19 protein-coding genes and 1 tRNA gene are annotated in these 24454 nt (G+C 70.1%); 17 read left to right on the plus strand and 3 right to left on the minus strand.

Annotated elements, in window-relative coordinates; all coding sequences use genetic code 11:
- The first annotated feature begins 3 nt into the window (after positions 1–3).
- The 13 genes from QHF89_RS22355 to QHF89_RS22415 all read left to right on the plus strand — a co-directional run bounded on the left by QHF89_RS22355 (position 4) and on the right by QHF89_RS22415 (position 17678).
- Entirely contained in the window at positions 4–1689 is a 1686-nt protein-coding gene (locus QHF89_RS22355) for a J domain-containing protein (protein ID WP_136968028.1), read from the plus strand.
- 74 nt (positions 1690–1763) lie between these two features.
- Complete coding sequence (gene dnaK, locus QHF89_RS22360; protein ID WP_136968029.1) at positions 1764–3593, plus strand: molecular chaperone DnaK; 1830 nt, start codon at positions 1764–1766, stop codon at positions 3591–3593.
- A 28-nt stretch (positions 3594–3621) separates the two neighbouring features.
- Positions 3622–5133 (plus strand): hypothetical protein, encoded by a 1512-nt coding sequence (locus QHF89_RS22365; protein WP_136968030.1) that lies wholly within the window; start codon positions 3622–3624, stop codon positions 5131–5133.
- Complete coding sequence (locus QHF89_RS22370) at positions 5130–7193, plus strand: M1 family metallopeptidase (RefSeq protein WP_284720800.1); 2064 nt, start codon at positions 5130–5132, stop codon at positions 7191–7193. The genes QHF89_RS22365 and QHF89_RS22370 overlap by 4 nt, the downstream gene beginning before the upstream one ends.
- 5 nt (positions 7194–7198) lie before the next feature.
- On the plus strand, positions 7199–8263 hold the full coding sequence (locus QHF89_RS22375; protein ID WP_284720801.1) for a hypothetical protein: 1065 nt from the start codon (positions 7199–7201) through the stop codon (positions 8261–8263).
- Positions 8264–8326: 63 nt separating this feature from the next.
- Positions 8327–8399, plus strand: a tRNA-Phe gene (locus QHF89_RS22380).
- A 204-nt stretch (positions 8400–8603) separates the two neighbouring features.
- Positions 8604–10034 carry a carboxypeptidase-like regulatory domain-containing protein gene (locus tag QHF89_RS22385; RefSeq protein WP_136968033.1) on the plus strand — a complete coding sequence of 477 codons (1431 nt, stop codon included), beginning with the start codon at positions 8604–8606 and terminating at the stop codon, positions 10032–10034.
- Between the two features lie 40 nt (positions 10035–10074).
- A complete protein-coding gene (locus QHF89_RS22390; RefSeq protein WP_136968034.1) occupies positions 10075–11229 on the plus strand; it encodes an SUMF1/EgtB/PvdO family nonheme iron enzyme in 1155 nt (384 codons plus the stop codon).
- Between the two features lie 91 nt (positions 11230–11320).
- On the plus strand, positions 11321–12931 hold the full coding sequence (locus QHF89_RS22395) for a serine/threonine protein kinase (protein ID WP_136968035.1): 1611 nt from the start codon (positions 11321–11323) through the stop codon (positions 12929–12931).
- On the plus strand, positions 12931–13716 hold the full coding sequence (locus QHF89_RS22400) for a tetratricopeptide repeat protein (protein WP_136968036.1): 786 nt from the start codon (positions 12931–12933) through the stop codon (positions 13714–13716). Before QHF89_RS22395 ends, QHF89_RS22400 begins: the two co-directional genes overlap by 1 nt.
- A complete protein-coding gene (locus tag QHF89_RS22405) occupies positions 13716–14423 on the plus strand; it encodes a hypothetical protein (RefSeq protein WP_136968037.1) in 708 nt (235 codons plus the stop codon). The genes QHF89_RS22400 and QHF89_RS22405 overlap by 1 nt, the downstream gene beginning before the upstream one ends.
- Positions 14424–14896: 473 nt before the next feature.
- Positions 14897–16291, plus strand: a complete 1395-nt coding sequence (locus tag QHF89_RS22410) for a solute carrier organic anion transporter (RefSeq protein ID WP_136968038.1) — start codon at positions 14897–14899, stop codon at positions 16289–16291.
- 7 nt (positions 16292–16298) lie between these two features.
- Positions 16299–17678, plus strand: a complete 1380-nt coding sequence (locus QHF89_RS22415) for a glycogen synthase (protein WP_136968039.1) — start codon at positions 16299–16301, stop codon at positions 17676–17678.
- On the opposite strand, the gene QHF89_RS22420 is transcribed toward QHF89_RS22415, so the two are convergent.
- The 3 genes from QHF89_RS22420 to QHF89_RS22430 form a co-directional block, all read right to left on the minus strand.
- Positions 17644–18195 carry a hypothetical protein gene (locus QHF89_RS22420; protein ID WP_136968040.1) on the minus strand — a complete coding sequence of 184 codons (552 nt, stop codon included), beginning with the start codon at positions 18193–18195 and terminating at the stop codon, positions 17644–17646. The genes QHF89_RS22415 and QHF89_RS22420 overlap by 35 nt on opposite strands.
- Before the next feature lie 80 nt (positions 18196–18275).
- Positions 18276–18884: an HAD family hydrolase gene (locus QHF89_RS22425; protein WP_136968041.1), complete on the minus strand. Its 609-nt coding sequence runs from the start codon at positions 18882–18884 to the stop codon at positions 18276–18278.
- Between the two features lie 440 nt (positions 18885–19324).
- On the minus strand, positions 19325–20347 hold the full coding sequence (locus QHF89_RS22430) for a zinc-dependent alcohol dehydrogenase family protein (protein WP_136968042.1): 1023 nt from the start codon (positions 20345–20347) through the stop codon (positions 19325–19327).
- A 141-nt stretch (positions 20348–20488) separates the two neighbouring features.
- On the opposite strand from QHF89_RS22430, the gene QHF89_RS22435 reads away from it, so the two are divergent.
- The 4 genes from QHF89_RS22435 (at position 20489) to QHF89_RS22450 (ending at position 24302) form a co-directional block, all read left to right on the plus strand.
- The gene (locus QHF89_RS22435; RefSeq protein WP_232379677.1) at positions 20489–20965 is read left to right on the plus strand and encodes a MarR family winged helix-turn-helix transcriptional regulator; all 477 of its coding nucleotides are present in this window, start codon (positions 20489–20491) and stop codon (positions 20963–20965) included.
- Positions 20962–22026, plus strand: a complete 1065-nt coding sequence (locus tag QHF89_RS22440) for a phosphatidylglycerol lysyltransferase domain-containing protein (protein WP_136968043.1) — start codon at positions 20962–20964, stop codon at positions 22024–22026. Before QHF89_RS22435 ends, QHF89_RS22440 begins: the two co-directional genes overlap by 4 nt.
- Positions 22027–22136: 110 nt before the next feature.
- The gene (locus tag QHF89_RS22445) at positions 22137–22730 is read left to right on the plus strand and encodes an SRPBCC family protein (RefSeq protein WP_136930762.1); all 594 of its coding nucleotides are present in this window, start codon (positions 22137–22139) and stop codon (positions 22728–22730) included.
- Positions 22731–22871: 141 nt separating this feature from the next.
- The gene (locus QHF89_RS22450; RefSeq protein WP_136968044.1) at positions 22872–24302 is read left to right on the plus strand and encodes a PAS domain-containing protein; all 1431 of its coding nucleotides are present in this window, start codon (positions 22872–22874) and stop codon (positions 24300–24302) included.
- Positions 24303–24454 lie beyond the last annotated feature (152 nt).

The following is a 24454-nucleotide window of genomic DNA, read 5'->3' on the forward strand; positions in this document are numbered from 1 at the left end:
CCCATGGTGCGTGTTCCTAGGCCGGTGCCCGGGTGCGACATCAAGTCGCTGCCGCTCAGGCCCGACGAGGCTTACCTGCTCTCGCGCATCGACGGCGTGGTGAGCGAGCGTGAGCTCTCGCTCATCACCGGCCTCTCGCAAGCCGAGGTGATGACGGCGCTGGATCGGCTCTTCGTGCTCGGCGCCGTCGACTTCAACGAGCCGAGGGCCCCGGTGTCCCGTCGCGCGCACCCGAGCGTGGCGCCGGCCTCGGGCACCGCGTCGAGCCGGGGAACCGAAGGCCCGTCGAGCCGCAGTTTCGAAGGGGGCTTCGGCGCGGGGCCGTCGTCGCGGAGGTTCGAGCCGACGGTCGATGCGCCGCCCGCGAGCCGCCGGAGCTTCGAGCCGCTCGCGGATCTGCCTCCGCCGACCCGGCGCAGCATCGAGCTCTCGGCCGAGCGCCGCAGCGGCACCGACACGGGTGTCGACGCGCCGCCCGCGACGCGACGCGCGATTGACCTCACGGTCGAGCAGCCGCGGATCGTCGATGCGGAGCTCGAAGAGCCCGTCGATCTCGATCACGCGAAGAAGAAGCGGGTCATCGAGCTCTACAACGCGCTCGACGAGCGCAACCACTACGAGCTGCTCGGCGTCGCCATCGACGCGGACAAGAAGCAGATCAAGAGCGCGTACTGGGTGCTCGCGCCGGAGTTCCATCCCGACAAGTACTTTCGGAAGAAGCTCGGCACGTTCAAGCAGCGGATCGAGGCGATTTTCGACAGGCTCACGCTCGCGCACGACGTGCTCACGTCGAAGCAACGCCGCGCGGAGTACGACGCGTACCTCGAGCAGACGCGGCGAAACCGGACGATGGCCGCGCTCCTGGAGCACGATCCGAGCGACATCCCCGCGGTCGTCGCGGCGGCCGAGGATGCGCCGGGGAGCGGGCCTCCGACGGTGCCCGGGCGCATCCTCGGCGAGGATGTGAGCGGGAGCCCGGAGAGCGTGCGGATGCGCCGGTCCTTCAGCGCGAAGCTCGCGAGCCATTCGCTCCGGCGCGCGATGCCCGAGATGGCCGGCGGTTCGGCCGCGACCGCGACGCCTTCCCAGCCGGCGACGGATCCTTTCCGCCGCTACGATGCGACGCGGAACGAGGCTCGGCGGCTGCAACTCGAGCGGTACGTGCTGGCGGCGAAGGTGGCGCTCGAGCGGAGGGATCTCGCGGCTGCGGCGAACGCCTACCGGCTTGCGGTGGCCCTCGCGCCCGAGGACGAGGGCCTCGCGCGCAAGGCGACCGAGGCCCAGCAGCAGGCGGCGGCGGAGCTCGCGGAGGGGTTTTTGAGGCAGGCTGAGTACGAGGCCAGCCAGGGGCGCTGGTCGGAGGCGGCCATGAGCTTCGCGAATGTCTGCAAAGCGAGGGGAGATGACCCCCGGCCTCACGAGCGCGTAGCGTTTTGCACGCTCAAGAGCGGCCAGAACAACCGCCGCGCCATCGATTTCGCCCGGCGCGCGGTGAAGCTCGCGCCTGGTGTCGGCGAGTACAGGCTCACCCTGGCGCGGGCCTACATGGCAGCCGGGCTGGAGACGACCGCGCGCGTCGAGATGGAGCGCGCCGCCGAGCTTTCGCCGAACGATGCTAGGATGCGAGAGGCGATCGCGCAGCTTCGCGCGCAGATGAAGAAAGCAGACGGCGGCGAACCGGAGAAATGATCCCCGGCAGCGGCGGTCTCGCCGTACTTTTGCACGACTCCCCCGGCACCCCCCTCCACGGAGCACCTGAATCGATGGAGCGCGTCATCGGAATCGATCTCGGCACCACGAACTCGTGCGTGGCCATCGTCGAGGACGGCGTACCGACCGTCATCCCCAACCGCGGCGGTTACAAGACGACCCCTTCGATGGTGGCGATCACCGAGGCCGGCAAGCGCCTCGTTGGTCACATCGCGAAGCGGCAGGCGATCACGAACGCGGAGAACACGGTCTACGCCGCCAAGCGCCTCATCGGGCGCAAGTACTCGTCCTCGCAGGTCAAGCACGCGATGCTCTCGGCGTCGTATCGCATCGTCGAGGGGCCGCACGGCGACGTGCGGATCCAGCTCCGCGACAAGACCTACTCGGTCCCCGAGATCAGCGCGATGGTGCTGCAGGAGATGAAGCTCTTCGCGGAGGACTACCTCTCGGAGCCCGTCACGAAGGCCGTCATCACCGTGCCCGCGTACTTCAACGACGGCCAGCGCCAGGCCACGAAGGACGCGGGGCAGATCGCGGGGCTCGACGTCATCCGCATCGTCAACGAGCCGACCGCCGCCGCGCTCGCGTACGGCTTCGAGCGCAACGTCGAGAAGACGATCGCTGTTTTTGATCTCGGCGGCGGCACGTTCGACATCTCCATCCTGGAGATCGGCGCGGGCGGCGTCTTCAAGGTCATCGCGACGGCGGGCGACACGTTCCTCGGCGGCGAGGACTTCGACGCACGGATCATCGACTGGCTCGTGCAGGGCTTCCGCGATCAGACGGGCGTCGATCTCCGGCAGGACCGCATGGCCCTGCAGCGGCTCAAGGACGCCGCCGAGAAGGCCAAGTGCGAGCTCTCGGGCGTGCGCGAGACCGAGATCAACCTGCCGTTCATCATCTCGAGCGGTCGCAACGAGGCCTTGCACCTCCAGCGCACGCTCACGCGTGATTCGATGGAGAAGCTCTGCGGCGATCTCGTCGATCGTTGCATCGAGATCTGCCGCCAGACGCTCGAGGACGCGCGCATCGAGCGCGAGGAGATCGAGGACGTGATCCTCGTCGGCGGCATGACGCGCATGCCGCGCGTGCAGGATGCCGTGCGCCAGTTCTTCGGCCGCGAGCCTTGCAAGGGCGTGCACCCCGACGAGGTCGTCGCGCTCGGCGCGGCCGTGCAGGGGGCTGCGCTCGTCGACGAGTCGAAGCAGATGGTGCTGCTCGACGTCACGCCGCACGCGCTCGGCATCATGACGCACGGGTCGAACTTCGATGAGCTCATCCCGATGAACACGACCGTGCCCACGAGCCGGTCGAAGATCTTCACGACGAGCCGCGACAACCAGACGGCCGTGAAGATCCTGGTCATGCAGGGCGAGAGCGCGCAGGCCGAGGGCAACGAGCTGCTCGGCGAGTTCGTCCTCACGGGGCTCCGGCGCGCGCCGAAGGGCCAGGTCGAGATCGAGGTGACGTTCGCCATCGACAGCGACGGCATCGTCTCCGTCGGCGCGAAGGACCTCGAGACCGGCCAGCAGCAGTCGATCCAGGTCACGGCTTCCAGCGGCCTCACGAAGGAGGAGGTCGGCGCGATGATGGAGGCCGCCAAGGAGTACCTCGTCGAGCGTCGCTCGAACGACGAATTCGAAGGGGTCAAGCAGGAAGCCGAGAAGGTCATCGCGGACATCGAGAAGATGTTCCCGAAGGTACAGGCCATCGTTCAGTCCAGCGATTTCGGGCGTGACGCCATCGAGAAGGCGCGCGCCATCCTCGAGCGTTGCCGCGAAGCGATCGCCCGTAAGGATTTGACCGCGCTTCGTGGTCAGATGGACTCGCTCGCCCGCACGCACCGGATGTTCAAGGGCGTCATCGCCAGGCCGCAAGGGTGAGCACGGCGCGACGCTTGGTCGGGGTGTGATGTCGCAAAAGCCTCCCGAACGATCGAACGAAGAGACCGGAGACCAGGGACAGGGCCCGGAAGGCAAGGGCGCCGCGGATCGCGGAGCGCGCAAGCCTGTCGTGCCGCGGGGCCTCGGCCTCGCCGGCGACACCGTGCGTCCGCCGCAGCCCGTCGTCTCTGTCTCGTTTGGCGACGCCGAGCCGCTGCCGGAGTTCATCCAGGAGCGCGAGACGTTGCCGCCGCCCGTTCCCATGGAGCAGCTCGTCGCGCAGATGATGCGGCCCGAGGCGAGCGACGAACCACGCGCGGGCTCCGCGGCCGCCGAGACGATCCCGCCGCCGGCGAGCGACGTGGACACGGTGCGGCCGCGCGGCGACGACGCGAAGACGATCCCGCCGCGCGGGGACGACACGATCCCGCCGCGTCCGCTCCACGAGGCGAAGACGATCCCGCCGCGCGGCGACGACACCGAGCCGCCGCAGCGGGACGACGCGAAAACGATGCCGCCGCGCGGCGACGACACGCTCGACATGCGGCAGGACGATCTCGCCACGATGCCGCCGCCGATGCTCGATCAGGACACGCTCCCGGGCGTGGCCCCCGGGCTGCTCGAAGAGCACGAGCCGCTCTATCGCGGCATCGCTGCGCGCGAGTCGTCGTCGTCGCTCACGGCGCGCGCGCTCGACACCGCGGACGCCGTGTTCGAAGAGCTCGGCGTGGAGTTCTTTCGCGCGCGCGACACGATCGAGACCGAGCCGCCGCCGCGGACGCGCGAAACCGAGCCGCCGCGCTCGCGCCCGACGGAAGAACCTCCGCGCTCGCACCCGACGGAACCCCCGCGCTCACGCCCGGCGGACGAACCCGTGCGCGCGCGTGTGCCTGCGCCGATGCCGACGCCGACGCCGACGCCGACGCCCGAGGAGACACCTCGCCCTCGCCCGATCGACGAGCGTCCACGCATCGCGTCACGCCTCACGCCGCCGCGGACCGTGAAGCCCACGATGGATGCGCCGCCGCCTGCGCCGCCGAGCAACGCAGGACGTCCGTCGCACCGCAGGCGTGGATCCGAGACGGGATCACGCAGCGCCGAATCGCTCATGTCGGGCGAGCGCTCCTCGCCCGTGCCGAGCGTGCCCGTGAGCGAGCGGCTCAACGAGGTGCGTGCGCGTTACGAGGCTGGGGATCATCGCGCCGCGCTCGCGCTCGCGGAGGCGATCCTCGCGGACGCGCCGGACAACATCGGCGCATTCAGCTACGCCGAGAGCTCTCGGCAGATGCTGAAGCAGAAGTACATGGCGCGCATCGGCGAGACGAGCCTCGTGCCGCGGCTCAAGGCCTCCGTCGAGGAGCTCGCGCGTGGCCTCGACGAGCGGGGGCGCATGATCGTCGCGTCGATCGACGGCGTGGCCTCGATCGAAGACATCATCGGCGCCACGGGCCTGCCGACGATCGAGGTGCTGCGGGTCGTCCACGATCTGCTCGTGGCGCACAGGCTCGACCTCGCGACGTTCCCGAGAGGAAGACGATGAACCAACGACAGGGGGGGCGGGGTGGGTGGGGCCGGACGGCCCTCGCCATCGCCGTGGGCCTCGGCGCGACCTACGGCGCGGCGCTCGCGGCGACCACGAGCGTCTCGGCAGAGCCTCCCGCGGCGGCGGGCGTCGAGCTCGCCGAGGCCGTGATCCCTCCGAGCAACGCTGGCTCCGGCGCGCTCCCTGCGTTCGCCGCCGAGCCCATGGCCGCGCACGCCGATCCCGTCGCGAGTTACACGCTGCGCGCCACGCTCGATCAGACGCTCCACCAGGTGCGTGGCGAAGGCACGATCGTCTGGCGCAACGCCTCGCGCATCCCGCAGCGCGAGATCTGGCTGCACCTCTACCTGAACGCCTTCAAGAACGAGAAGACGAACTACATGCGGCAGCGCGCGCGCGGCTTCCGCGGCGGCGGCGCGCTCGCCGACTACGGCTGGATCCGCGTCTCGAAGCTCTTCGCGCGCGAGCTCGACAGCGAGCTTTGGGACAAGGCCGATCGCCACACGCCCGGCGATCCCGACGACGAGACCGACATCCGCGTGCCCTTGCCGCGCGCGATCGAGCCTGGCGAGACGCTCACGCTCGACGTCGCGTTCGTCTCCGATCTGCCGAGCGTCACGCTGCGGACCGGGTTCGACGACAGCTTCCACATGGTCGCGCAGTGGTTCCCCAAGCTCGCGAAGATCGAGCCCGACGGGCGCTGGGCGCACTTCCCGTTCTATCGCTTCTCGGAGTTTTACGCGGATTACGGCAACTACGACGTCACGATCGACGCGCCCGAGGGCTACGTCATCGGCGCGACCGGCAGGCTCGACAAGGAGACCACGAACGGCGGCCGTATCGAGCGCCGCTTCCTGCAGGAGGACGTGCACGACTTCGCGTTCACCGCGTGGGATCATTTCCGCGAGGTCACGGCGACGACGGCGGACGGCGTCGCGCTTCGTTGCCTCTATCCGCCGGGCTTCGATCGCATCGCGACGCTCGAGCTCGACGCGGTCCGGTTCGGGCTCGAGCACTTCGGCGCGGCGTACGGAAAGTATCCGTACGGCACGGTCACGATCGTGCATCCGCCGCGCGGCGCCGGCGAGGCTGGCGGCATGGAGTACCCCACGCTGATCACCACGGGCGGCGCGTGGTGGACACCCGAGACGGGCGCGCGCGCCATCGAGGGCGTGACCCTCCACGAGCTCGGGCATCAGTGGTTCTACGGGCTCGTCGCGACGAACGAGCATGCCTTCCCGTTCCTCGACGAGGGCCTCAACACGTACGCGGAAGGCGAGTCCATGGAGGCGCGCTGGCCCGGCAACTCGGCGCTGCGCTTGCCGGGGGGCTTCGGCGTCGCGCTCCCCTCGGCCTACCGCGTCGCCGCCGCCGAGGTCGAGCACAACGAGGCCGTCGCGCAGTCCGCCGCGCGCTTCGCGAGCGGCAGCGACTACGGCTCGCTCGTTTACTCGCGCACGGGCACCATCTTGAACACGCTCGCGGGCGTCTACGGCCCCGACCGCGTCCGCGAGGCGATCGGCCGTTACACGCGCCGCTACCGCTTCCGCCACCCTGGGCCCGAAGAGCTCCTCGGCGTCCTCCGCGACACGCTCGGGCCCGACGCCGAGCTCACCGCGCGCCAGGCGATCTTCGAGCGCGGCTGGGTCGACTACTCCGTCGCCGAGATCAGCTCGAACCGGATGGCGCCGCTCGGCGGCCTCTTCGGCGATCCGGACAAGCCCTCCGCCGCGCCCGTGCTCGACACGTACGGCTACCGCGGCCGGGTCCTCGTCCGGCGCCGCGGCACGCTCGTCTTCCCCGTCGACATCGATCTCGTGATGGAGGACGGCTCGACGAAGCGCGTGCGCTGGGACGGCAAGGGCGTCACGCACGAGGTCGACTACGAGGGCGAGCTTCGGCTCGTCGGGGCCGTCATCGATCCCGAGCATCGCGTGCTGCTCGACGACGACCTCTTGAACAATGCGCAGAACGAGCGAGGCGGCGGGGTCGGCTCGCGTGTGCTCGAGCGTGGCATGTTCGGCGCCGAGCTCCTCCTCTGGCTCCTCGCTCCGTGAGCACCATGAACCACGCGCAAGGCACGATCGAAGAGAGACCTCTCGCGCGCAGGCGCCCCGGCGTCGTGTTGCTCGTCTACGCCTTCCGCCTCGTCGCGGCCTTCCTGCTCGCGTGGCCCTTCGCCGTCACGCTCGGCGGCGCCGTCGCCGGCTACCCGCGCGGCGACGCCGTCCTCTTCGATCAAGGCGGCCTGCTCCTCCTCGAAGCGTTGCGCCGTTCGAGCGGAGGCCTCCGCCCTGCGACCGCGAGCACGCTCCTGCTCCTCGTCCTCGTCAGCTTCCTCGGCCTCTTGCCGCTCGCTGCGCTCCTCGGCGCGCTCGGCGCGAAGGGCCGCGTCGTTGCCCGTGATCTCGGCGCGTGGGCGCTCCGCCCCCTCGGCACCTTCTCGCTCCTGCTCGGCGCTGCGGCGCTCGTCGAGGCGCTCCTCGGCGGCGTGCTGATCGCCATCGGCAACGCCGTCGCGCGCCGCGAGACGATCGACCTGCGCGCCGCGGATCAGGTGCGCATCGGCTTCGTCGCCGCCGCGATCGTCCTCGTCCTGCTCGTCTCCGTCTTCCACGACGTCGCGCGTGCCGCGGCCGTCCGTGGTGAGCTCGGCATGCGCGCCTCCATCAAGCGCGCCTTCGAAGCCGTTCGCAGCGCGCCGCTCGCGCTCCTCGCCGGCTGGTCCTGGCGCGCTGCGCTCGGCGCCGTGCTCCTCGGCGCCGCGGTCGTCCTCGGCTCCCGCATCGGCGTCGAGCGCAAGACGCAGGTCTTCGCCGCCTTCTTGGTGCACCAAGCATCCGTGCTGGCGGTCTTGTTCCTCCGCGCCTCCTGGCTCGCGTCGGCCCTCCGCCACGTCGATCGTGTCCTCCCTCGGACGACGAACGAGCCTGTCGTCCCGGCCTCGCTCCCCGCATCTCCTGCCGATGACGACGCCGAGCCCCCGGCGCCGATCGACGCCCTTGTGGAAACCCCCGCGGAAACCCCCGCGAAACACCCCGCGAAACACCCTTCGACGGAGGCCCCGAACCTGCTGCCCGTCCCCGCAGATGAAAAAGTTGTCGCGGAAGAACGATTGGACGCTTGACTTAGGTGACGTTCCGCGTAACGTACGCGGCCTGCGCAGCTCGTCAGAGCGAACGCGGACCTCGCCCAGGTAGCTCAGTTGGTAGAGCAGCGGATTGAAAATCCGCGTGTGGTTGGTTCGATTCCGACCCTGGGCACTACGATTCACTCCCCGGACGCTGCCTCCCCTTCGAGGCGGCGTCCTCCGAAGGTCGCATCTCCTGTCCGTCACGTGACGGCGATGCGGCGCTCTCCCGGCTGATGCAGAATGCGGACGGCCGGGTGAGCTGCGATCGCTGCCTCGCTCGGCCCTCGCTCGGGTTCTTTGCTTGGCGCCGCGGCGCCGGGAGAGAGGCAGCAACATGAGAGGCAAACACGCGGTTTGCGTGGGGATCGGCGCGACCTTGGCGATCCTCGTCGGGCTTTCGGCGGGCGCTTGTGGTGGGGGTGGCAGCTCCACACCCACTGGCTCGGGCGGATCGGCGGGCACGGCCCAGGGCGGCATGGGCGGCATGGGCCAGGGCGGCACCGGCGCCGACGGCGTCGGCGGCATCTTCACGGGCGGCGGGCCCCCCTGCTCGAACCTCGAATGCCAGCAGGTGAACTGCGCGGGCGGCGCCAAGACCACGGTGACCGGCAAGGTCTACGATCCGGCCGGCAAAACCCCGCTCTACAACGTCACCGTCTACATCCCGAACGAGCCGCTCAAGCCGCTCCCCGAAGGCGCGAGCTGCGATCAATGCGGCTCCGTGCTCTCCGGTGACCCGGTGGTCACCGCGCTGACGGACACCCAAGGCAGGTTCGTTCTGGAGGACGTCCCCGTCGGCAAGGACATCCCGCTCGTGATCCAGGTCGGCAAGTGGCGCCGGCAGATCGTCCTGCCCGACGTCGTCGAGTGCGTCGACAACCCGCTCACCGACGCCAACGTCACGCGCCTGCCGCGCAACCAGTCCGAGGGCGATCTCCCGCGGATCGCGCTCACCACGGGCGGCGCCGATCCGCTCGAGTGCCTCCTGCGCAAGATCGGCATCGACGACGCCGAGTTCACGCCTGCGGACGGCAATGGCCGCGTCCAGCTCTTCGCGGGGCCGGGCGGCTCGAACAAGTACGCCGCGTCGCTCAACGGCGGTGCCTCGTTCGCCGCCGCCACCACGCTCTGGGCCAACGTCGACAGCCTCAAGAAGTACGACGTCGTCCTCATGGCCTGCGAGGCCGCCCAGAACGGCTCACAAAAGCCCCAGGCCGCGCGGCAAGCCATGTTCGATTACGCCTCCCAGGGCGGGCGTATCTTCGCCTCGCACTGGCACAACTACTGGCTCGAAGAAGGCCCCGATCCCTTCCCGGACACGGCCGTCTTCAACCACCAGGCCGACCTCGCGAACCCCTTCACCGCGAAGATCGACGACACCTTCCCCAAGGGCGCCGCGCTCCGCGACTGGCTCGTCAACGTCAACGCCTCGACCACCCCCGGCGAGCTCGTCATCAAGGAAGGACAACACACGGTCGACGAGGTCAATCCGGCCGTCTCGCGCCGCTGGATCTACGGAGAAAACCCGGGCTCGGTCCAGTACCTCACGTTCAACACGCCCATCGGCGTGCCCGAGGAAAACCAGTGCGGCCGCGTCGTCTTCAGCGACATTCACGTCTCCTCGGGCGACGAGATCGGCGCTGCGTTCCCGAACGGGTGCAAGACGACGGATCTCTCGCCGCAGGAGGAGGCGCTGCTCTTCATGCTCTTCGACCTCTCGGCTTGCATCCAGCCCGACGACGAGCCGCCCGTCCCGCCGAAATGAGGCTGGCGCCCGATCCCCGCTCGACTATGGGAGGGCGGGTATGCGGATCGTCTCGTCCCTCCCTTCGATCGTCGCGGCCCTCGTCTTCGTCGCCGCGTGTTCCGCCGCTGCTCCCGAGCCCGTGATGGGCGGCTCTCCGCCGCCGCCCCCGCCTCCCGCGCCGCCCCCTGCGGCCGCCATCCCCACCGAAAAGCCCGCCGACGCGGCGCCCCCGGACGCGACGGGCAAGACGGCCGAGCCTGCGCCGGCGACGAGCGCCATGGCCACGCCTGCGCCCACGCCCGTGCCTTCGGCCGAGCCTTCGGCGTGCCCGCCCGACATGCAGCTCGTCGAGGGCGAGTACTGCACCGAGGTCGAGCACAAGTGCAAGAAGAGCTGGTTCGACAAATCGAACAAGAAGACCGTGTGCGAGGAGTTCGAGCCGACGAGCAAATGCGTCGGCAAGAAGGTGAAGAAGCGCTACTGCGTCGACACCTACGAATGGCCGAACCAGAAGGGCGTGCGGCCCGAGGTCATGAACCGCTTCCACCAGGCGCAGATCAAGTGCGCCTCCGTGGGCAAGCGCATGTGCACCGAGTCCGAGTGGAACTTCGCCTGCGAGGGCCCCGAGATGAAGCCGTTCCCGCACGGCTACGTGCGCGACGCGGCCAAGTGCAACGGTGACCACCTCTGGGACGATCCCAACATGAAGAAGGTCGCGGCGCGGGACGGAGACGAGCTCGCGCGCCTCTGGAAGGGCGTCCCGAGCGGCTCGCAGCCGAATTGCATCAGCGCTTTTGGCGTCGCCGACATGCCGGCGAACACCGACGAGGTCGTCGCGAGCGAGCAACCCAAAGGCTCGCGGCACGCGCTCTACGACAGCGTCCACACCGGCGGCCCCTGGTACAAGGGCGTCCGCAACCAGTGCCGCCCCAAGGTCTACACACACGACGAGGATTTTTATTATTATTTCCTGAGCTTCCGTTGCTGCGCCGAGGCCGACGGCAAACCCACCGACGCTCGTACGCCGTGGCAGATCCGGGACAAGTGGACCGTCCAGAAGGTCGAGAAGCGGGCCGGCTTCACCATCGCCGAGATGCAGAAGAAGCTCGACCAGAAGAAGCAGGGCCAGTGCACCTGCGCCGCGCACGACATCCTCTGCAAGACCATGTGCGGCACGTTGCTCGGCCCCGGCGCCGTCGACGCGAAGCACTGACCGCCGGGTCAGCCAGACCAACGAAAGACTGCCGATCTCGCAACGCCGGGTGTTTGTGGCGAGAGCGGCAAAGGTGTACCCTCGGGATCCCATGTCGGAGTCCCAGGACGTCCCCGAGCGCCTCGGTCGCTACGAGATCGTAGAGCGACTCGCGTCCGGCGGCATGGGTGAGGTCTTCATCGCGCGTTTCGTCGCGCCCGGCGGCTTCGTCAAGCCCGTGGCGGTCAAGCGCATCCACCCGTTCCTCGCCGAGGACGAGACCTTCATCCTGATGCTGCACGACGAGGCCAACGTCGCTGCGGCCATCCGGCACCCGAACATCATCTCGACGATCGACGTCGGCTCCGAGACGGGCAACCACTTCGTCGTCCTCGACTACGCGAACGGCGATCCGCTGCAGCGCATGCTGCGGGACATCCGGAAGAACCACGGCACGGCGTTCCCCGACTGGATGGTCGCGTGGATCGGCGCCGAGGTCGCCTCCGCGCTGCACGCCGCGCACGAGGCGAAGAACCTCGAAGGCGAGTCGCTGGAGATCATCCACCGCGACGTCTCGACCTCCAACGTGATCCTCTCGGACGCGGGCCATCCGATGCTCTTCGACTTCGGCGTCGCGAAGGCGAAGCAGCGCATGGTGCAGACCTCGCACGGCGAGCTGAAGGGAAAGCTCCCGTATATGGCCCCCGAGACGTTCCGCGGCGCGGCCGTCGATCGGACCGTCGACGTCTTCAGCCTCGGCGTGATGCTCTACGAGCTCTGCACGGGCAACTCGCCCTTCGCGCGGAACTCGGATCTCGAGACGATCATGGCGCTCCAGAGCGCGGTCGTGGAGCCGCCGAGCCAGGTGCGCGACGCGATCCACGCCTCGCTCGATCCCATCGTGATGCGCACGATGGCGCGGGATCGGGCCGAGCGATATCCGACGGCCCTCGCCGTGGAGAACGATCTCCGCGCCTGGGCGCGCGCCCGCGGCGCCCCGCACGACGCGGCCTCCGCCGCGGCGTGGATCGCCGAGACCTTCCCGGACCGCTGCGCATGGCGGAAGGCCCTGCTCGCGCGCGTGGCGAGCAACACGCCGCGCGCGCAGATGAGCTCGGCGCCGCGCATCCACACGCTGACCCCGGGCTCCTTCACGCCGCCGTCGCACCCCACCGGGCAGCTCGCGACGCCCGCCCCGCCGAGCGCGCGCCTCGGGACGCTCTCGCCGGGGCAGGTCCCGCAGATCCCCGGGCCGCAGGGGCACACCCCGGCGCCGAGCAGCTACGTGCCGTTCGCGATCGGCCCGGAGCAAAGCGGCACGACGAGCGCGTCGATCCCGGGCGTCGCGCAGAGCGACCCGCAGGCGCTTGGTCTGGAGTCCGCGCGTCCGCGGGGCGCGTTGTCGATGCTCCACGTCTTCCTCGCCGTGTTCATCACGCTCCTGCTCGGCGGCGGCGCGTTCGTCCTCCTCAGCACGCGCAGCGGCGGCGGCGACGACACGCAGACCGCGGCCGCAGCGCCCGCGTCGGTCATCGTCTTCGTGCCTGCGCCCTCGTCCTCGGTGATCCCGGCCGCGCTGCCCTCGTCCTCGGCCGCGCAGGACCCGCTCGCCGGGTCGGCCAAGCCTGCCGCAAAGGCGGGCGCGACGGCCCCGAAGGCGGGCTCGACGTCCTCGCCTCCGCCGACGAAGAAGGGCGGACCTCTCGTCCGGAGCTACGACTGATGCCCCGTTCGCCACTGCGATGGCTCGCCGTCGCCCCCGTCGTCGCGTGTCTGCTCGTCGCCCCCATCGCGCTCGGCGCAGGCCCCGCCAAACCCACGCCCGAGCAACGCCAGGCGCGCGCCCTCTTCGACCAGGGCCTCGCCCTCAGCGACGAGGGCAAATGGACCGAGGCCCTCGAGGCCTTCCGCAAGTCCGACGACATCAGCCCCTCGACGAGCGTCCGCTTCAACATCGCCGCCTCGCTCCGCGCCCTCGGCCGTTACGTCGAGGCGCGTGACACCCTCGACGCCGCCGTCACCGACGCCGAGATACGCAAGGTGCCCATCAAGCCCTCGCTCAAGACGGAGATCGACAAGCTGCGCGAAGAGGTCTCCGGCAAGATCGTCCGCATCGAGCTCCAGACGAGCCCCGCGAACGCAGACGTCACCGTCGACGGCATGCCCATCAAGCTCGCCACCGACGGCCGCGCCGAGATCGATCCCGGCAAACACGTCTTCGTGATCGGCGCCAAGGGCCACGACACGACCACGGTCACGAAGACCCTCTCGCAAGACGACAAGACGCTCACGCTCACCGCGCCGCGCGCCGCCGCCGCCGAAGCCCCCAAGCCCAAGGACCCGCCCGTCTACAAGCGCCCCTGGTTCTGGGGCACCGTCGGCGCCGTCGTGGTCGGCGCAGCCGCCGTGACGACGATCGTGCTGGTCACGAGCCCCGAGACGCCCGCCACGGCCGGGCCCCCGCCGAGCACCGTCGACCGCGTCTTCCCCGCCCTCGTGAGGTTCTGATGCCCGACGCCGTTCGCGAAACGCCCCGTCCTCGCCGGCGCGCGGCCCTCGCCCTCGCCACAGGCGCATCGCTCGTCACAGCCACCGGCGCCCTCATCGCAGCCTGCGGCTCCGACATGACGGGAGACCCGAGTTACCTCCTCGTCGAGCTCATCCCCGTAGAGACCCCCGCAAAGCCCGGCGCCGCGCGCATCGTCGTGACGAAAGGCAGCGCCGAGATCGCCGCGCTCTGCGTGAACCTCACAGGCGACGCCCCCGCGAGCTTCGTCCTCAAGCGCGACGCAGGCAACCCCGCCTCCGAGCGCATCAACATCGAGGTCCTCTCGTTCGCAACCCTGAAGGGCCAGGAGAACGCAGGGCCAGGCAAGGAGTTCGCCTGCCCCTCGCCCCTCCCGCCCATCCTCGGCGACGTGCAGACCATCGACACCGACTTCTGCGAAGCCGCCACGCGCAAGCTCGTCTTCCACGTCGGCTCCGTATGCGGATGCGACGACGCCGACGCGGGCCCCGGCGACGATGACGCAGGCGACGACGCGGGCGACGACGCAGGCGACAGCGACGGCGGGGACGTCGACGCGGGCCCCTCCTCATGCGGATGCGCACCCGGCTTCTCCTGCGGCGCGGGCCTCTCCACCACAGGCCAGGTGTGCGGAGCTTCGACGTGCTGCGGCACAAGGCTGTCCTCGGCTTGCGCGCTCGGGAGCTGAGCTGAGGCGTCGCGCCGGGGCGCTGCCCCGGTCCCCGCGGGGGGCTGTCCGCCCCCTCGACCCCGGACCAGGCACGGCCTGGACCGAGGGTGGAAGAACTGCGCTCCGCGCAGTTCTTCCAACGGGCCGGTGGCAAGACCATGGAGGGGGCTCTCAACCTGGCGACGTGTGCGTTGCCCGTTGAACCGGCAGCGCTGCGGCTTTGGTTGGCGGGCCCGTCGCCGGTCTTGCCCCTGGCTGTTCGATGAACTGCGCATCGCGCAGTTCATCGACCCTGGGTCCAGCGCCTCGCTGGTCCGGGTCCAGGGGCGGACAGCCCCTGGTGGGGTCTGGGGCGAAGCCCCAGCGCGCGACGCCTGCCTTCGCGGATTGCGCCTGCCCTGCGAATGGCGCGACGATGGGACATGTCCCGGGTGCCTGCTCCTCTTGCGCTTCGTGGCGCCGTCGTCGCTGCGCTTGCCACTTTCCTTGCCTTGTTCGGCTTGCAGTGCGGCAGTGATGTCGCGCCTTCGGCGACCACCGACGTCACGCTCGTGATGGGGGTCGGCACCGAATGTGCGGCGCGCCTTCGCTCCGTCACCGTGCAGGTCGAGACCGGGGATCGCGTCGACTTTACCGAGACCATCTCTGTTGCGAGTGCGGCTGAGCTTCCGATTGCGCGCCGTGTCTCGCTCTCGGATCCTGAGGGCACGAAGCATCGCGCGTCGGCCACGTTCGACCTTGCGCGGGAGGACGACACCGTTGGCGCGGAGATGATGTTCACCGAGTTTCCTGCGGGCACCACGGGCGTCGTCCCGCTCAGCTTGCCGTGTGTTTGCATCGAACACCCTTGCCCGACGGGGTACGCCTGCGAGGAGAGCCCTCCGGGCAGCGGCACGCCTGCTTGCATCCCGCAGGTCAACTGCGGCGACGGCGCGTGTGTCCCCGGCGAGTCGTGTGGCACCTGCCTCGAGGATTGCCCGTGCAACTGCGGCGACGACGTCTGCGAAGGCACCGAGACGTGCGCGAATTGCCCTGGCGACTGCGGCGTGTGCTGCGGCAACGGCACGTGTGACATGGGCTTCGGCGAGAACTGCGCGAACTGCTCGGCGGACTGCGGCGCTTGCTGCCCGAACGACAAGTGCGACACGACCCTCGGCGAGAACTGCTCGAACTGCGCGGCGGACTGCGGCGCTTGTTGCGGCGACGGTGCCTGCAACTTCGGCGAGAAGTGCTCCACCTGCTACGACGACTGCGATTGCTGCGGCAACGGCGTCTGCGAACCGCAGGAAGTCCTCTGCGGCGCGTGCGTCGAAGACTGCGGCGCTTGCCCCGCGTGCGGCGACGGCGTCTGCCAGAACTTCGAGAACAACGCCAAGTGCCCGATGGATTGCCCTGTCGCTTGCGGCAACGGCACCTGCTCGGCCGGCGAGACGAAGTCGAACTGCCCCAAGGACTGCGGCGAGGTTTGCGGCAACAAGTCCTGCGGCACCGGCGAGACCTGCCAGAGCTGCGCGGCGGACTGCGGCGCTTGTTGCGGCGACGGCGTCTGCAACTTCGGCGAGACCTGCCTGACCTGCGCGCAGGACTGCACCGGCGCTTGTTGCGGCAACGGCACGTGCGAGGCCGGCGAGACGTGCATGAGCTGCGTCGGCGACTGCGGCCCCAAGTGCGGCGACGGCATCTGCCACTGCAGCGAGACCCTCACCTGCGGGGCGGACTGCGTCGGCTTCTGCGGCGACGGCATCTGCCAGCCCTTCGAGACCTGCCAGGACTGCCTCCAGGATTGCGGCGCCTGCACCGGCACGTGCGGCGATGGCACCTGCACCGCGAAGAGCGAGAACCAGTGCACCTGCCCCGCGGATTGTGGCGGCAAGTGCCCGCCCTGAGCCGCCCTTGAAGCTCCTCCACGTCGCGGCCGAGCTTTCGCCCCTCGTCCGCTTCGGCGGCATCGCGGACGGCGTCGCCGGCCTCGCCCGTGCCCTCGCGCGCCTCGGGCATGACGTCACCGTCGTCCTCCCTGCGCCGCCGGGCGTTCGGCTCGAACCCGAGATCTCCCTCGCGCCCGGCGTCTGCGCCCGCGTCGTCGTCCTCCCCGACGTCCCTGCGCACCTCGGCACCTACGGCCGCGAGGGCGACGGCGAGCATGCGACTGCGCGCCGCTTTGCCCACTTCGCGCGCGCGGCCGCCGCGATGGCCTCGGGCTTCGACGTCGTCCACGTGCACGACTGGCCCGGCGCGGCCGTCCCGTACCTCCTCCGCGAGGCCGGAGGCCCGCGCCCGCGCACCGTGCTCACGATCCACAACCTCGCCTTCCAGGGCGTCTTCCCGCCCGAGACCCTCACGTTCCTCGGCCTCGGCCCCTCGCACTTTCACCCCGACGCCCTCGAGTTCCACGGCCGCGTGAACCTCCTCAAGGCCGGCCTCCTCGCCGCCGACGCCGTCACCACGGTCTCGCCCACGTACGCGCGCGAGATCCTCGATCCTGCGCACGGCGAGCTGCTCGACGGCGTGCTCCGCGCGCGCGCCTCCCGCGACGGCCGCGGCCTCCTCGGCATCACGAACGGCATCGACCTCGACGCCTGGGATCCCGCGCGCGACCCGGCCCTCGCTGCGCCTTTTGGCCCCGACGACCTCGCGGGCAAGGCGCTCTGCAAGCGCGCCTTCCTCGCCGAGACCGGGCTCGACATGGACCCGGCGCGCCCGCTCGTCGCCTCGCTCGGCCGCGTCGTCCCGCAGAAAGGCGCGGACCTCGTGGCGGCGGCGATCCCCGACCTCTGCCGCGTCGGCGCGACCGTCGTCGTCGCCGGCGCCGGCGACGCCCCGCTCGAACGATCCCTCGCCGCCGCGGCTGCCGCGCACCCCGCGCATGCGCGTTTCCTCGGCGCCGTCCCCGACCTGCTCGCGCGCCGCCTCCTCGCTGCGGCGGACCTCTTGATCATGCCCTCCCGCTTCGAGCCCTGCGGCGTCGTGCAGTTCGAGGCCCAGCGCTACGGCGTCGTGCCCATCGCGCGCCGCACGGGCGGCCTCGCGGACACGATCCTCGACGAAGACGCGCACCCCGGCCGCGGCACGGGCTTCCTCTTCGACGTGCTGAGCGCCGACGCCCTCGTCCTCGCGGTCCGCCGCGCCCTCCCACACCTCGGCGGCCCCGGGGCCATGTCCCTACGCGGCCGCGTCCTTCGCGCGGCGCCGGGCTGGGATCGCCCGGCGAGCCTCTACGCGCACCTCTACGGCCGGCTCAGTGCGTCGGGAACCGCGCCGTGTACCGCATGAAGCGCCGCAGGTAAGGCGTGTCGAACTGCACCTTCGTGATCCGCTCGCCGGGGATCATCGTCGGCGACTCGTCCCAGCGCCCGAGCGCGTCCACGTAGTGCAAAAGGACGTTCTCCTCCCCGACCTCGAGCAGCCGACCCAGGTAAAAGTCGCCGTCGTCGTCGCCCTCGTCCTCGCACTCGATGATGACGTCCGCGTGGTGCGCCTGGATGGATCGAAGCGCCGCGGAGAACCCACGCAGGTCGACCTCGAACGGCAAGCGCAGCCCGCCGAGCAGCCCTTCGCCGACCAGCATCCGGTCCCAGTGCTCCTCGTGGGCGCCGCGCTCGTGGGCGAGCACGTCTTCCAGGCGGAAGAGCGTGTAGCCGTCTGGCTCGAAGTCATCGAAGCAGTGGATGAGCCCGAGCTCCGGCCCGAGCCCAAGGAGGTACCCGTGCAGCGACGGCTCGCCCGACAAACGGCGATCGAGCCGAATCATCTTCCCCGTCCCAACGTGCTCGATCAGCGACGCGTACATGGCTCTCCGCGCAAAACCCACCCGAACAGCGCCAGCATAGAAGCAGGGGTGGAAGGCCGGCAAGATTCCACGCGCGCGTTTCACGACGCGGCCGCGATCAACCCTCGCTGCGCGAGCTCCTCGCGGAGCTGTTCGGCGCTGTTGAACACGATCGCCTGCATGCCGACGGCGCGCGCGCCCTCGCAGTTTTTCGCGCGATCGTCGATGAAGAGCGCCTCCGCGGGGGGCTCGCCGAGCCTCTGGCAGGGCACGAGGTAGGCCGCGGGATCGGGCTTGCGCGCGCCGGTCTCGTACGAGACGAACGCGCCGTCGAGGAGCTTGTCGAGCTCGCAGCGCTCGGCGATCCAGCGGTACCAGGGCGGATAGTTCGAGAGCGCGTAGAGGCGCACGCCGGGGGTGGTTTGGCGGAGGTCCCGGAGCAGATCGCGGATGCCGGGCAGCAGGTGGTAGCTCTCGCGGACGACGTGGCAGAAGCCCGCGGCGTCGTAGGAGCGGCCGGGCAGGAAGGTGGCGAGGAAGGTGGGCTCGTCGATGTGCCCGAGCTCGAAGTCGACCCAGGCGGTGGGGTGCTTGCAGCGGAGCAGCTCGGGCAGGGTCATCCCGAGGAAGGAGGGCATGACGTCGTGGAAGGGGTCGCGGACGAGCGTGTCCATGACGTCGAAGAAGACGAGTCGCGGCCTCGGAGACACGGCGGGAGGATGGCAGCGGGCCGCGGGGTGGGGAAGGGGAGGCGCCGAAGAGAGGTCCGGGCGTCGGGGGACGGGCTTGGCGCGGGCGCAAAGAGGGGTCCGGGCGTCCGAGGAGCGCTTGGCGCGGGAGCAAGGAGGGGTCCGGGCATCCGGAGGTGGGTTTGGCGCGGGTGCAAGGAGGGGTCCGGGTGTCCGGAGGTAGGCTTGGCGCGGGAGCGAAGCCGGGTCCGGGGGTCCGGAGGAGCGCTTGGCGCGGGTGCAAGGAGGGGTCCGGGGGTCCGGAGGAGCGCTTGGCGCGGGCGCGAAGCCGGGTCCGGGGGTCCGGAGGAGCGCTTGGCGCGGGCGCGAAGCCGGGTCCGGGTGTCCGAGGGGGGCTTGGCGCGGGTGCAAGGGCGACGCGGGGCGCTCGGAACGGTCTTTGGCGCTTCGGGACCCCGCGTTTACGCTCGATCCACGGGGATCTCGTCGTTCGCCACGACCAGCACCGCGGCTCCGGAGAACCGGCCGGCCCGCAGATCTTCGAGCGCGGCGGCGCCCTCCTCCAGCGGATAGACGTTCACCTCGGTTCGGAGGGGCACGCGGGGCGCGAGCGCCAAAAAGGCCTCGCCGTCTTGCCGCGTCAGGTTCGCCACGCTCCGCAGCACGCGCTCGCCCCACAGGATCGAATACGGGAACGAGGGAATGTCGCTCATGTGAATCCCCCCGCAGACCACGGTCCCTCCTTTGCGCACCGCCCGCAGCGCGGCCGGCACGAGCTCCCCGGCGGGCGCGAAGATCAAGGCCGCGTCGAGCTCCACCGGCGGCGGCTCGTTCGACGCGCCCGCCCATTCCGCGCCCATCTCCATCGCGAAGGCCTTGCCCTTCTCATCCCCGGCCCGCACGAAGCCAAAGACCCGCCGCCCCTGGTAGCGCGCCACCTGCACCACGAGGTGCGCCGCCGCGCCGAAACCATAAATGCCAATCCGCTCGGCGTCCCCCGCCATGCGCAGCGTCCGATACCCGATGAGCCCGGCGCACAACAAGGGCGCCGCCTGGAGATCGGGAACCCCCTCCGGAAGGGGGAAACAATACCGCGCGTCGGCGACCACGCGCGAAGCGAACCCGCCGTCGATTTGATACCCCGTGAAGCGCGCCGCGTCGCAGAGGTTCTCGCGCCCCGCGCGGCAATACACGCACGTCCCGCAGGTGAACCCGAGCCAGGGCACGCCCACGCGCGCCCCGCGCGCAAAACGAGGCGCATGCCCCGGCCGCGGCACCTCCGCGCGCACCTCGCCCACGATCTGGTGGCCCGGCACGAGGGGGAGCTTCGGATCGGGCAATTCGCCGTCGACGATGTGGAGGTCGGTCCGGCAGACCGCGCAGGCGCGCACGTCGAGCAGCACCTGGCCCGGCCCAGGCGTGGGATCCGGTCGTTCGAGGAGCACGAGCGGGCGGCAGGGCTCGGTCAGGACGAGGGCGCGCATGCCGTGAACATGCGCGTTTGAAGGCCCACGTAATCCCCCCCGCGCATCGCGACGGTTGCAGGAGGGCTCGTCCGGCTCTACGCTGTTTGGGAAAGCATGGGCTCCCATGGATCGGAACCGGCCTCCGCCGGGAACCCCGAGGTGACTGCGGCGCTTGATGCGCTCCGCCATGTGGTGCGGGCGCTTCGGCTCTCGTCGACGGCTGTGGAAAAGGCGCACGGCGTGAGCGGGGCGCAGCTCTTCGTCCTCGGCGAGCTTGCGGGTGGCAAGCGCTTCTCCATCGCGGAGCTTGCGGCGCGTACCTCCACCGACCCGAGCTCCGTTTCCGTCGTGGTCGCGCGCCTTGTCCAGCGTGGCCTTGTGGAGCGCCATGTCTCTCCGGACGACGCGCGCCGTGCGGAGGTCGTCATCACGCCCGCTGGCGGGGCCTTGCTCCGTGAGGCCCCGCCGCCTGTCCAGCTCAAGCTCATCGCTGCGCTTACCGACATGCCTGCGGACGAGCTTGCGACCCTCACGCGGGGCCTTGCGCGCGTGGCTGCTGCCATGGGCGCGTCCGAGGAGCCTCCGCCTATGTTCTTCGAACCGGAGCTGACCCGCCCACGCCGGCGGAAGGAATGATCTCCGGCGTTGATCCTTCGGCGCTGCCGGACCTCACGCGCGCCTCTGTTCCTTCCACGCTCGCGGAGGCTGTGTTTTGCTTCGGGCGCGAGACGGTGGCGTTTCAGTCCCTCGCGCCGGGGATGCGCGCGTGGAGCGACGGCGCCGGGGCCTGGGTCGCGTTCGCGGACACGGGCCAGGCGTGGATCGCGGTCGGCTCGCCGCTCTGCGCGCCCGAGCAGACGGGGCGCGTCGCGCGCGCGTTCGTGCAGGCCGCGCGCGTGGCGGGGCGGCGCGCCGGGTTTTGCGCGGTCGAGGAGGTCCCGCGCGACCCTTTCTTCGAGCGATTGCCCCTCGGCCGGCAGCCGGTCTGGGATCCGCTGCAATGGGAGCGGGTGCTCGCGGGGCGCAAGAGCCTGCGCGAGCAGATCCGCCGCGCGCGCGCCAAAGGCGTGCGGGCGCGCGTCGCGCGTGTGGAGGAGCTCGGGGGCGCGCTCGGCGCGGCCATGGCGGCGCTCTCGGCGCGCTGGCTCGCGGGGCGGAGGGGCGGCCCCTTGGGGTTTTTGCTCTCGGTGGACCTCTTCTCCAGGCCCTCCGAGCGGCTGTACGTCGTCGCCGAGCGGGACGAGCGCCTGGTCGCCGTGCTCGTGGCGGTGCCGGTGCCCGGCCGGGGCGGCTGGTTTTTCGAGGACATCCTCCGCGCGGACGACGCGCCGAACGGGACGGTCGAGCTCGTCGTGGACGCGGCGATGCGGGCGCTCGCGGGCGCTTCGTGCCGGCGGGTCACGATGGGCCTCGTCCCGTTCGCGGGGCCTTTGCCGCGAGGGTTGCGGATCCTGCGGCGCCTCGGGCATGACATCTACGATTTCGAGGGCCTGCGCGTTTTCCGCGCCCGCTTCGCCCCCGACGCGTGGGAGCCGGTCTGGTTCGTCCGTCCGCGGGGCACGCGTGAAATCGTCGCGTTGTGGGACGTGGCGTCGGCGCTCACGGGCGGCCATCCCCTTCGTTTTGCGCTCCGCGCCTGGGCCGAGGGGAGGCGACGGCGGCTTCGCCGCGGGGGCGGCGGAGCGTCGGCCGGCTGACGCGTCGTTTTACCGGGACGAACCTGCGGGGAGGAGACGCGGGGTGGTTCCATTCTTGACGCGTCGGGCCTGCCGCCGTAGGACGGTTTGTCCGACAGAGGGAGGTTTTGTTGAAAAAGGTCGCCATTCGCGTGGGGCTGGGGCTCGCGGCGTTGATCGTCGTCTTTTTGATCGTGGTCGCGACGCGCCCGTCCGCGTATCAGGTCGAGCGCCACGCCACCTTCGCGGCGCCGGTGGACCTCGTGTACAACCACGTCAAGGACTTTCGGACGTGGGAGGCCTGGTCGCCCTGGGCCAAGCTCGATCCCAAGATGAAGACGACGTTCAGCGGCACGCAGGGCGAGGTGGGCGCCGTCTACGAATGGGAAGGAAACGACGACGTCGGCGCGGGCAAGATGACCATCGCCGCCCTCAAGCCGAACGAGCGCGTGGACATCAACCTCGAGTTCTTGAAGCCTTTCGCGTCCAAGACCGACAATGGATTCAAGGTCGAGGCGGCCGGCAAAGACACGAAGATCACCTGGTTCATGCGCGGCGAGAACGACTTCATCGGGAAGATGTTTTGCCTGTTCATGGACATGGACGCGATGATCGGGAAGGACTTCGAGAATGGCCTCGCCAACCTCAAAAAGGTGACCGAAGAGGCCGCCAAGGCGCAGAAGCCCGCCGACGCCGAAGTCGTGAACGCCGCCGCGCCGAAGTGACCCGCACTCCGAAGGCGGAAAACCGCGGCGCAGGCACGCTTCTGGCGCCCCCGTCACGTTGACGATCCAGGAAATCGGCTGCTAGCGTCGAGGGCTTATGTGCCCACGACGAAATCATCCCGGGGCACGAGGATAGATGTCATGTCGCACCCTGGGTTGGAAGAGGAATGCGCAGCGCTCCGCGCGCAGGTCGCCGAGCTTTCGGCCCGCCTCGCCACGACAGCACCAGCCGGGGACGGCCCGCCGCGGGAGGAGCGCACCCCCGACCCAGGAGGGGAGCTCGCGCTTCTCCGCGCGGCGCTTCGAGATCTCGCCGACGGCGTGGTCATCTCCGACCACGAGGGCACGCTCGTCCACTGCAATGAAGCAGCGATGAAGATGATGGGGCGAGGCCTGGCCCACATCCAGCCCGCAGACTGGGCAGAGACCTATTGCGTCTTTCGCCCCGACGGCGTGACCCCGTTCCCGTCGAGCGAGTTTCCCCTGCAACGAGCCCTCCGAGGCGAGACCACGGAAGGCGTGGGGATGCTCGCGCGGACCCACGCAGTGCCAGAGGGCGTGGCCCTGTCGGTGTCCGGCCGGCCCATCCGCGGCAAGGACGGCGAGCTGCTGGGCGCCGTGGTCGTGTTCGGAGACGTCGGCGAGCGGAAACGATACGAAGCCGAGCGAGAGCGGCGGCGGCAAGCCGACGCGCAGCGCATCGTCGCCGAAAAAGAGAAGCACCGGATGGCACGGATCCTCCAGGAGCTGCTCGACAACCTGGACGTGGTCGTCTGGGCCATCGACGACAAAGGGACCTGCACCTTCCACGACGGCCGCGGCGCAGAATCAGCGGGCCTTCAGCGCGGGCAGCTCGTCGGGCAGAATTTCTTCGAAATCTATTCCCCTCATGACCTGAAGCGCGCGCTCGCGGGCACCCCCGTGCACGTGATCGACGAGGGAGAAGGGGTCATCTGGGAGCACTGGATGATCCCGGTCGAAGAAGACAAGCGCATCACGGGCCTCCTCGGGATGAGCGTGAACGTCAGCGAGCCACACAAGGCAAAGCTGGAGCTGGAGGGGAAGCTCGCCCTGATCCAGCGGCAGCAGGAGGTGATCCTCAATCTGGAGACGCCGATCATCCAGGTATGGGATCACGTCCTGACACTCCCGATGGTAGGCGTCGTCGACAGCCGTCGCGCCGCACGGGTGACAGACGACCTGCTCGCCGCCGTCGCCCGGACGCAATCACGCTTCGCGATCCTCGACCTGACCGGCGTCGAAGTCGTCGATACGGCGACCGCCGCGCACATGCTGAACATCCTCAGCGCCGTGCGGCTGCTCGGGGCGGAGGGAATCATCACCGGAATCCGGCCGACCGTGGCGCAAACGATGATTTCCCTCGGCCTCGATCTGTCGCGCGTGCGGACGCTGGCCACGTTGCGTGATGGCCTCGGCTTCGCAATCCGGCAGCTCGGGTCGAAAGGGCACGCGCAGGCTGAGGCAGCGGCGTCGCGCCGGGGCGCTGCCCCGGACCCCGCGGGGGGCTGTCCGCCCCCTCGACCCCGGACCAGGCACGGCCTGGACCGGTGATTGAAAAACTGCGCGATGCGCAGTTTTTCAAACGGGCCGATGAAGAAGCCGGGGTGCCAGCCGAACCTGCAGCGCGGCTGTCTTGGTGGGCAACGCCGTTGCTGGTCTTCACCGGGCCTGTTCGATGAACTGCGCGGAGCGCAGTTCATCGA

Source organism: Polyangium sorediatum (assembly GCF_029946465.1).
In the GTDB taxonomy this organism is placed as follows: Bacteria; Myxococcota_A; Polyangia; order Polyangiales; family Polyangiaceae; genus Polyangium; species Polyangium fumosum.

What these genes read in the sequence shown, in the direction of transcription:
- QHF89_RS22440 (WP_136968043.1), top strand. Translation starts at nt 20,962, where the DNA reads ATGATCTCCGGCGTTGATCCTTCGGCGCTGCCGGACCTCACGCGCGCC.
- QHF89_RS22370 (WP_284720800.1), top strand. Translation starts at nt 5,130, where the DNA reads ATGAACCAACGACAGGGGGGGCGGGGTGGGTGGGGCCGGACGGCCCTC.
- QHF89_RS22385 (WP_136968033.1), top strand. Translation starts at nt 8,604, where the DNA reads ATGAGAGGCAAACACGCGGTTTGCGTGGGGATCGGCGCGACCTTGGCG.
- QHF89_RS22405 (WP_136968037.1), top strand. Translation starts at nt 13,716, where the DNA reads ATGCCCGACGCCGTTCGCGAAACGCCCCGTCCTCGCCGGCGCGCGGCC.
- QHF89_RS22430 (WP_136968042.1), bottom strand. Translation starts at nt 20,347, where the DNA reads ATGCGCGCCCTCGTCCTGACCGAGCCCTGCCGCCCGCTCGTGCTCCTC.
- QHF89_RS22365 (WP_136968030.1), top strand. Translation starts at nt 3,622, where the DNA reads ATGTCGCAAAAGCCTCCCGAACGATCGAACGAAGAGACCGGAGACCAG.
- QHF89_RS22395 (WP_136968035.1), top strand. Translation starts at nt 11,321, where the DNA reads ATGTCGGAGTCCCAGGACGTCCCCGAGCGCCTCGGTCGCTACGAGATC.
- QHF89_RS22355 (WP_136968028.1), top strand. Translation starts at nt 4, where the DNA reads ATGGTGCGTGTTCCTAGGCCGGTGCCCGGGTGCGACATCAAGTCGCTG.
- QHF89_RS22420 (WP_136968040.1), bottom strand. Translation starts at nt 18,195, where the DNA reads ATGTACGCGTCGCTGATCGAGCACGTTGGGACGGGGAAGATGATTCGG.
- QHF89_RS22390 (WP_136968034.1), top strand. Translation starts at nt 10,075, where the DNA reads ATGCGGATCGTCTCGTCCCTCCCTTCGATCGTCGCGGCCCTCGTCTTC.
- QHF89_RS22375 (WP_284720801.1), top strand. Translation starts at nt 7,199, where the DNA reads ATGAACCACGCGCAAGGCACGATCGAAGAGAGACCTCTCGCGCGCAGG.
- dnaK (WP_136968029.1), top strand. Translation starts at nt 1,764, where the DNA reads ATGGAGCGCGTCATCGGAATCGATCTCGGCACCACGAACTCGTGCGTG.
- QHF89_RS22400 (WP_136968036.1), top strand. Translation starts at nt 12,931, where the DNA reads ATGCCCCGTTCGCCACTGCGATGGCTCGCCGTCGCCCCCGTCGTCGCG.
- QHF89_RS22450 (WP_136968044.1), top strand. Translation starts at nt 22,872, where the DNA reads ATGTCGCACCCTGGGTTGGAAGAGGAATGCGCAGCGCTCCGCGCGCAG.